This window comes from Nocardia sienata NBRC 100364 (assembly GCF_001613205.1).
In the GTDB taxonomy this organism is placed as follows: domain Bacteria; phylum Actinomycetota; class Actinomycetes; order Mycobacteriales; family Mycobacteriaceae; genus Nocardia; species Nocardia sienata.
Genome location: NZ_BDBX01000095.1, coordinates 1 through 8,757 on the forward strand (window position 1 = coordinate 1; position 8,757 = coordinate 8,757).

Below are 8,757 nucleotides of genomic sequence, written 5' to 3' on the forward strand. Positions count from 1 at the left end.
CACCCCGGCCGGGCACACCTGATCACCCATCCGTCCTCGTGAACAACAGAACTCACTCACTCCCAGCACATTTCGCTCGCTCCACGATAGAGTTGCCGAGTCTCCGGTGTGGTGGGGAGGAACGTGGAATATGGGGCGGCCACGGCTCGCAGGTAGCTTGCAGGTGCTGTTGGTCCTTGCGACGGCCCTGCTCGGGATCGCGACCAACTACGCCACGAACCAACCCTCACCACCGGTCGTATTGCGCCTGGTCCAGCAGTACGCCGGGCCTGCGATGATCGTCCTCCTGCTCGTGCTGATCGCCGCCACAGTTCTGACTGTGCGAACACAACAGCCGCGTCGCCTGTCCCGCCGATGGGATCCGTCTCGCGCCCCGTACCCGGGCCTCGACTCCTATTCCGCCGAGGAAGCGGCAGTGTTCTTCGGGCGGGAAGAAGAGACCGAGGAGCTGGTGGCTCGTATGCTCGGCGCGGGCCGGGGCCGATTCGTGGTCGTCGTGGGCGCATCCGGCAGCGGCAAGTCCTCGCTGGTGCAGGCGGGGGTTGTGCCGCGGCTGGCCGAACGCCGCTGGACAGTGCTGCCAGCCCTCACTCCCGGTAGTGACCCGGTCGCAGCCCTGGCGCGCGCCGCGGGCGGTGATGTCGAGCAGCTACGTCGTGACAACGAGACCTTCGCGGGCATGGTCACCCGGGCACGGCAGGGGGCAGGGCGCCCGAGGTCGAACACTGTCTTGCTCGTTGATCAGGGTGAGGAGTTGTTCACCCTGGCCGGCGAGCAGGAACGCGCCCGGTTCCTGCGCTGCGTCGATACCGCTCTGCGCGACGACCACCGGTTATGGGTGATCCTGACGGTGCGGGTGGAACATCTCGGCGACTTCCTCGACACCCCGTATTCCGGACTGTTCCGACGCCCGCTCGCGCTCGGCGCACTGACCGATGCGGAACTGCGGTCGGTCGTCACCGGACCGGCCGACCTGGTAGGTCTCGAATTCGCTCCCGGACTCGTCGACAGAATCCTCGCCGACACCGCGACCGCCGATGCGCTGCCGCTGCTCGCCTACCTTCTGCAGGAGCTGTATCTCGCCGCTGGACCGTCCCGCCACGCGACGTTCGAACACTATCAACGCCTCGGCGGCGTGGCAGGTTCGCTGTCGCGCCAGGCTGCCGAGGCCGTCGACAGACTCGGTGGACAGGACGCGGCACCGCGAATACTGCGGATACTGCTGGGATTCGTCACTATCGACGGTGAGCAGGCATATCGACGCCGAGTACCGCTCCCAGATCCAGGGACGGACGAACGGGAAGTCATCGATGCCTTCGTCGATGCGCGTCTACTGGTCACCGGAACCCTCGACGGCAGGCCGATCGCGCAGGCGGCGCACGAAGCGTTGTTCCGCCAGTGGGTGCCATTGCGCCAAGAGGTTGAAGCTCGCGCCGACCAACTCCGCCGCCGCGCCGAGCTGGAGCGGTGGGCCGGCGACTGGGAGCAGGCCGGACGCAACCCCGACTACCTACTCACCGGCGAACGCCTGGAATCGGCGCGACAGTGGATCCGGGACCATCCGGAATTGGCCACTGTGGCGGTCACGGTCTTCGTCGACGAGTCAGCGCGCCGGGACGCCGCGTTCCTGCGGCGGGTGTCGGAGGGTATCGGCGAATACGTGCTCACCCACGTCGAGGACTATCCCGATCTGTCCGTCCTACTGTGTCTGGCCGCACTGGCCGAATGCCCGCCCACTCCGGTCGCCACTCGAGCGCTGATGGCGGTGCTGGCGCACCACCGGCTCATCGGTGTGCTCGACCAGCACACCGACGCTGTGCGCAATCTTGCCTGGTCGCCGGACGGCCGGTTGATCGCGACAGCATCGCGAGACGGCACGGCACGCCTGTGGTCGGCGGATTCACGACAATGCGCCCGAACGCTCGATGGACATCAGGACATGGTCGAAATGGTCGCCTGGGCACCTGATTCGGCGAGAGTAGCGACGGTGTCCCGAGACCGAACCGCCCGGGTGTGGGACGCCGCGACGGGCCAGGTCCTGGCGGAGCTCGCGGCCGGAAGTGATGTATCCCGCGCCGTAGCCTGGTCTGCCGATGGCACGTTGATCGCAACGGGTTCCCGGGACCGCGTGATTCGTCTGTGGGAGACCGAGTCCTACACCCTTCGCGCGGAACTCACCGGACACACCGACAATATTCTCGGGTTGTCCTTCAGCCCGGATAGCTTGCGACTGGCCAGCGGCTGCCACGACCGCACCGTCCGCATCTGGGATCTGGCAAACAACACCGCCGTCATCCTCGAAGGGCATGAAGACCTGGTCGAAGGTGTGGCCTGGTCGCCCGACGGCACGCGGCTGGCATCGGCGGGCGGGGACGCGACCGTGCGAATCTGGGACACCACCACCGCAACCCAGTCGATGCTGATCCGGTGCCACCAGGACAGGGCATGGAATTGCGCGTGGTCACCGGACGGCTCGATGCTGGCTACCTGCGGTGTCGATGCGACCGCCCGCGTCTGGAACCCCGTCAACGCCGAAGAGAAATTCGTGCTGCGCGGACATGTTGGCGACGTGTGGGCGATCCACTGGTCTCCCGACGGTTCCCACCTGGTTACCGGCGGGGCCGATGGCACCGCACGGGTATGGGCATACTCCCCGAGGGGCGCCGAAAGCCATCAGTTCACGGGCCATCGCGGTACGGTGCAGCGCGCGGTGCCGAACGGCGACACGGTCATCACGGTCGGCGCCGACGCGATTATCCGCGAATCGGACCCGTTGCAGAACCGGCCGGCGCGGACAGTGGCACAGCATCTGGAGCCCGTCCTCGACGTCTCGGCCACACGGTCCTACGCGACCACGTGCGCCAAGGATTCCACCGTCGCGCTCTGGCGAATCGGCGCCGACTGGACACGCCTCGCCACCATCGACACCGAAATGATCTGTGAAGCCGCCCAGCTGTCCCCCGACGGCCGGTACATCGCCTATGCGGGGCACGACCGCTCTCTCTATATCGCCTTCTCGACCCCTTCGCCCGTTGCTGTCCGGGTGAACCACCACACCGACTGGATCACCGCCCTCGCCTGGTCACCGACGAGTCGCTACCTGGCCACGGTTTCCGACGACCGCACCGGCGCGATCTGGCGTGTGACCGCCACACCCGAAGGCCCGCACGCCGAACTCGTGACAACCCTCGTCGGGCACGGAAACTGGGTAGACTCCGTCGCCTGGTCGCCCGACGAGTCGCAGCTGGTCACCGGCGGAGCCGATCACACCGCACGGCTATGGGACAGCACAACGGGAGAATCGATCGCGGTCCTGCACGGTCACACCGCCCGCGTCAAAGCTGTCGCATGGTCACCCGACGGAACCCGCATAGCAACAGGTTCCTATGACCGCACCCTGCGCGCTTGGGACGCGCATACCCACAACGAGGTCGGCGTCATCGGCCTGCACCGCGACCGGATCACCGATATCGAGTGGATGCCCGCCAGCGATCACGTGCTCACGGCATCCTTCGACGGCACGGCCCGCATCTGGCCGGTCGACATCGACCTCGACGACCTGCGCACCAGAGCCAGGGCGCGAGCATACAGATCACTGACACCGGAGGAGCGGTCCGCGCATCTGCTCCCGGCTCACTGAACCGGATCCACCACCCGGACCTCGCGGCCGACAAGATACTGCGCGGGGTCGAGCCCGAGAGCATCCCGTTTCGGCGAAGCCCAGTAGCGTTCATTGGCTTCCTCGAACGTGTCCTCACCCTCGTAGGAGATCAACCAGACGAACTGACTGCGTTCGTGATCGAGCCAGGCACCCCCGATCTCGAAACCGAGCTCACGCCGCAGCGGAACCACCAGTTCCCGCCACTTCACTGCCCACTCCTCGAGCAGACCTTCCCGGATCGTGTAGGTCCGTAACTGCGTCGTACGAGGCATAGTCGTTCCTCCACCATCAGCACAGGTACGCGACTCGACGTAGTCGCACCATCCCGCACCACCCTAAACAGCCTGGCCACCCCTGACCAGGCCGGAGCCGACGCCCCCGCGGCCGCCGATATCGCCCTCGCCATTGCCGACCGGTTCGGCGCCACGATCTGGCAGCGCTCGCGAAAGTGACCGGAACCCGGCTCGGCAGGCTCTCCCCCGCCGGCACAGCGGCCTGCCGGTGGGCCCGGGCGCACACCTCTCCGCAGGCTGAAACACAGTGAAGCGCAACGCCGATAAGCGCTCAAGTCGAGGCCCACGTAGGGATCCTCATCACTACCGTCCGGCCGGCACCGTCTCGGCCGTCTTCATCGAGGGGAACACGCCGTGGTAGCCGCCCAGGAAACCAGTCTCCAGAAGATTCTCGAAGGCACCTGCCAGTATCTGGTGCCGCTCTACCAACGGCCCTACCAGTGGGGCCCGGACAACTTCAAAGAGCTCTGGCGCGATATCACCCAGCTGGCGGAGGACCGAATCACCGAAATCGACACCACTCATTTCATCGGCTCGGTCGTTCTCGCGCCCGTACCCGCCGGGGTGGCGGGCACCGTCACCCAGTACCTGGTGGTCGACGGGCAGCAGCGGTTCACGACACTGATCCTGCTGCTGGCCGCGATCCGGGACCACCTGCGGGCGATCGACGACACCACACGCCGCGACACCGACCGTATCCACAACCAGCTGCTGACCAACCAGTACGAGGACGACCCCTACCGGCTGAAGCTACTGCCCACACAGTCGGACCGGGAATCCTTCGCAGCGGTGATCGACGCCCTGCCCACGGCAGGTGGTGACGACAATATCGGCGCGGCCTACCGGTTCTTCCGGGCGCGGCTGGCCGAGCCGGTGGACCCGGATGTGTCCTATGACGCCGTCCAGATCGCGCACGCCGTGACGTCCGGTCTGTCGGTGGTCTCCATCAGCACTCACCCCGGCGACAATGTGCATCGGATCTTTCAATCCCTGAACAACACCGGCCTGAAGCTGACTCAGGGCGACCTGCTGCGCAACTACCTGTTCATGCGGCTGCCCACTCAGGGCGAGATCGTGTACCGCACGTACTGGCGGCCGCTGCAGGAGGCACTGGTCGACAACGAGCGTCTCGAAACCTTGTTCTGGTTGGATCTGTTGCACGCCAAACCGCAGGTCAAACAGTCACAGACCTTCGCCGGCCAGCAGGCTCGTCTGGACAGGCTCACGAACGAAGAGAAAATCGTCGCCGAGGTGATGCGGATCGCCGAGCTGGGACACCTCTACCGGTTGATGCTCCAGCCGGACCAGGAGTCCGATTCCGACGTGCGCGAGCGACTCGTCCGCCTCGGCGAATGGGGGTCCACAACCCCGGCGCCCCTGGTTCTGCATCTGCTGGTGCTCCGAGCTCGTGGCAGCGCATCCTCGGAACAGGTCGCCCGCGCGCTCCTCTACACCGAGTCGTTGCTGGTGCGGCGATTCCTGATCGGGCAATCCACCCAGAGCCTGAACCGCTTGTTCGCGGCCGCTGTTCAGGAACTCGATACCGCGCTGCCGGTCGACGAAGCATTGCACCGGTATTTGTCCGGCGGCCGGAAGCACTACGCCACCGACGAAAAGCTCACCGAGGCCATCCTGACCTCGCCCCTTTACACCACGGGTCGCGCTGCCCAGCGGAAAACCATGCTCACATGGATAGAGCGGCTGTTCGCCGCCAAGGAACAGGTGGCGCCGGAGTCACTGACGATCGAGCATGTGATGCCGCAGACGTTGTCACCTCGATGGCGTGCGGAACTCGGCGCGGTCTACGGAGCCGAAAATGTCGACGACCTGCACGACAGCATGGTGCACACCCTCGGAAACCTCACGGTGACCGGCTACAACGAGGATCTCGGCAACCACGAGTTCGATCGCAAACGAGAACTTCTGCGTGCCAGCAGTATCCGCATGAACCAGGAGATCGCGGCCCATTCGTCCTGGGGACCCAAACAGATCGAACAACGCGGCCGTGACCTGGCCCAGCGCATCGTCGCCGCGTGGCCGGGCCCGCTTGTGACATCTGGGCCCTACCGAGACGACAACCCCCTGTGGCAATCGATGCACCGACTGCTGGCGCTGCTGCCGACCGGGCACTGGACCACCTACGGTGACCTCGCCAAGGTACTGGGCACCGCCGCTCAACCCCTGGGCAACCGGTTGGCGACCGTGCCTGCCCCGAATGCCCACCGCGTGCTCACCGCGCAGGGCGAGATCTCGTCGGCGTTCCGCTGGGTCGAACCCGGCCGGACCGATGATCCGCGGCAGATCCTCGAGCAGGAGGGCATCCGATTCACAACCGGGGCGCGTGCGCATGCGTCTCAACGGCTGACCATCGAGGCCCTCCACAATCTGCGGTCGGCTGCCGAGGACGACACCGATCCCGCGGAATGAGAACCCCTGTCTCCACGAACGACACTGCACTACACACGAAGATCCAACACTTCCGCGACCGTGGGCCATGTGCAACCGAGCGGCCCCTTACGCAGCCTCTGTTAAGCTTTAGAATTCGCTTCCTTGCCTCGTGTCCATTCCGATAGAATTACTGAGATGAGCGCCGGAAAAATCTGCTCAAGATGCCAAATTACAGTGCTACCCAGGCGAGGTCCGGGTGTGTGCCCACACTGCAAGGGCAAGACCAAAAGAAAAGCTCGCCGCATCAAGGCACCCGAATCCTCCTCGACGAATTACGTGCACGTCTTGAGGGGCGGACTTCCTCAATGATCACGCGACCGACTACCCGCAAGCAAAGCATCCCGGCCCTCAACGGCGGCAGTTCCTCGCCGACGTCTGTCAACGTCAGGCTTTAGCTCGGCCAGGGCTGAGCCGGAGGCCGTCCCGACCCGGTCGATGTGTCGCGCAAGGTCGAAGCCCAACTCGGTCAGCCTCGGTCCGGCTCGTGGGTCATGATTCGGAGTTAGATTCGACAATCGAGGTTGACTTCTTCCTGGAGTTTGGGCAGCTCCGGCGTTTACAACATGCCTACAAGCTCGCCGAACTGTAAATCACGCTGCCCGATCGCAACTTCGATCTACCTCACTCCGGCTGCTGCGCGGGGATAACCTACTAACCCAAGTATGCAGCAGCCCCTCTCACTGGCCAGCCGCTGAATCAGTCCACCGTGAAGAGCCCACTCCGCAGCGCCGCGGTGAAGTCGTGCCAAGTCGCTGCCGGGTAGACGAGTGTCGAACCAGCGGGATTCTTCGAATCGCGCACTCCGACCATGCCGGCTTCCAGATGCGCTACCTCGACACATTCTTGGCTCCCCGAGCTGTGGCTGCTCTTGAACCAACGCGCCCCCGATAAATCGCCACTCAACGAGCCCACTCCTTTGCAATCTCTCGGATGCGCTGCCGACTACCGGCACCATCCAACGCGACACGCCGAAGATCAGCATACGCGTCCCGGTAGTGCTCGAACTCGTCCTGCTTATCCAGGTAGAGGGCGCCTGTGAAGCCTTGGATGTACACCACCGGCGGGTCTGTGAGGTTCGCTGTCGGATGATTCGGGAATTCGAGGATGACGAAGTGCCCGGTTACGACACCCTTGTGCCTGCGTACATCAAGCGGAACCACCCGCACCGAGACGTTGGACAGCTCGTCAGTGGCAATCAAGTGGATCAACTGCTCGGCCATGATCTCTGACGAGCCGATCCGGCGACGCAGAACGGATTCGTCCACCATGACGTTCAGTTCCAACGAATTGGTTTCACTGTGCAGCCGCTCGAGCCGTCGCTGATGTAATTCGAGCCGGAGCTCTACCTCGTCGGTCGACATCCCCGGGAACTCAGCCCAGATCACCTCGCGTCGATAGTCGACGGTCTGGAGTAGGCCCGGCAGCAGCATTGTGTGATACGAGCTGAACCGCTTCGCCGCATGCTCCAACCCGATGTAGAGGTCGAAGTGCTTTGGTATCGCATCGCCGAAAGCATGCCACCAACCTTTCGACTGCGTCTCGGCGGTGAGGCCGAGCAGCACTTCAGTTTCCTCATCGTCCACTCGGTACATCTGGGCCAAGTGGCTGATGAACAGCGGGTTGATGCGGGTGGGCTGTCCGGTCTCCATCCGCCAGAACGTTTGTTTGGATACGCCGATCGCTCGGCGAGCGGCCTCCACTGAGATGCCGGCTGCCTCACGCTTCTCGCGGAGAAGACGCGCGAGGATGCGGCGCGGAAGCGTGGAGTTGGCCATGGTCGAACTCACGGTCATCGGGGTACTCCGAGGTGGGTTGCGGTGACGATTCGGGTTCGTACTGGAACCAATTCTGCCGCCGCTGAGGAACTTTGACCTCCTATTCGCGAAAACTCGCTCAGGAACATTCCCCACGGCCGTAGCCGGTGGTCAACTTGGTGTGTGCTCGGCGGGAAGACACTCCGAGTTCCAATGCGACTCCCGTCCAGCGTCTGTCAGTGCTCGTGGTTCGAGTGAGGGCAGTGCCTGTCGGTCCCGGGCGCCTCACACGAACTTCAGGAGGGGTTACACGGTGGCGGATCAAGACAAGTCGAGGCGGGCGGTTGCCCTCCTGCACAGCGATCACGACCCGGCTGCATATGAAGCACTGACGCAGAAACACCAGCTGAAAATCGTCTACACGGTACACACGGATGCCCCTGCCGTATTGGCCGCACTCATCGCCGTCCAGCACGCACTCGAACACCTCGCCGTCGCGGTGATAATCCCGCACCTCGGCGTACTCGAACCCGATACACCGTGGCGGGTGGTCACGTCAGCGGCCGACCTGATCACCGGATCACAGGAGTACCCGCTGTGG

Annotated in this window: 6 protein-coding genes; 3 read left to right on the top strand and 3 right to left on the bottom strand. The window is 64.4% G+C overall.

Features of this window, described 5'->3' with window-relative positions; genetic code table 11:
• The first annotated feature begins 163 nt into the window (after window positions 1–163).
• A complete protein-coding gene (locus NS4_RS30695; RefSeq protein WP_063062960.1) occupies window positions 164–3,640 on the top strand; it encodes a WD40 repeat domain-containing protein in 3,477 nt (1,158 codons plus the stop codon).
• Here NS4_RS30695 and NS4_RS30700 read toward each other — a convergent pair.
• Entirely contained in the window at window positions 3,634–3,933 is a 300-nt protein-coding gene (locus tag NS4_RS30700; protein ID WP_063062961.1) for an NIPSNAP family protein, read from the bottom strand. The two genes, NS4_RS30695 and NS4_RS30700, sit on opposite strands and share 7 nt — an antisense overlap.
• A gap of 375 nt (window positions 3,934–4,308) precedes the next feature.
• Here NS4_RS30700 and NS4_RS30705 point away from each other — a divergent pair, with 375 nt between their 5' ends.
• Entirely contained in the window at window positions 4,309–6,381 is a 2,073-nt protein-coding gene (locus tag NS4_RS30705) for a DUF262 domain-containing protein (protein ID WP_063062962.1), read from the top strand.
• 717 nt (window positions 6,382–7,098) lie between these two features.
• Here NS4_RS30705 and NS4_RS30710 read toward each other — a convergent pair.
• Together NS4_RS30710 and NS4_RS30715 are read right to left on the bottom strand one after the other, a co-directional pair.
• Window positions 7,099–7,314: a DUF397 domain-containing protein gene (locus NS4_RS30710; RefSeq protein WP_369690237.1), complete on the bottom strand. Its 216-nt coding sequence runs from the start codon at window positions 7,312–7,314 to the stop codon at window positions 7,099–7,101.
• On the bottom strand, window positions 7,302–8,195 hold the full coding sequence (locus NS4_RS30715; RefSeq protein WP_245665862.1) for a helix-turn-helix domain-containing protein: 894 nt from the start codon (window positions 8,193–8,195) through the stop codon (window positions 7,302–7,304). The genes NS4_RS30710 and NS4_RS30715 overlap by 13 nt, the downstream gene beginning before the upstream one ends.
• Before the next feature lie 274 nt (window positions 8,196–8,469).
• Between NS4_RS30715 and NS4_RS32500 the strand changes: the two genes are divergently transcribed.
• Window positions 8,470–8,757 (top strand): hypothetical protein (locus NS4_RS32500; protein ID WP_157106339.1); only part of this gene is annotated, 288 nt, incomplete at its 3' end.

Bases quoted from the DNA above. Each gene is read 5' to 3' on its own strand.
- NS4_RS30700 (WP_063062961.1), bottom strand. From the start codon at position 3,933: ATGCCTCGTACGACGCAGTTACGGACCTACACGATCCGGGAAGGTCTG.
- NS4_RS30715 (WP_245665862.1), bottom strand. From the start codon at position 8,195: ATGACCGTGAGTTCGACCATGGCCAACTCCACGCTTCCGCGCCGCATC.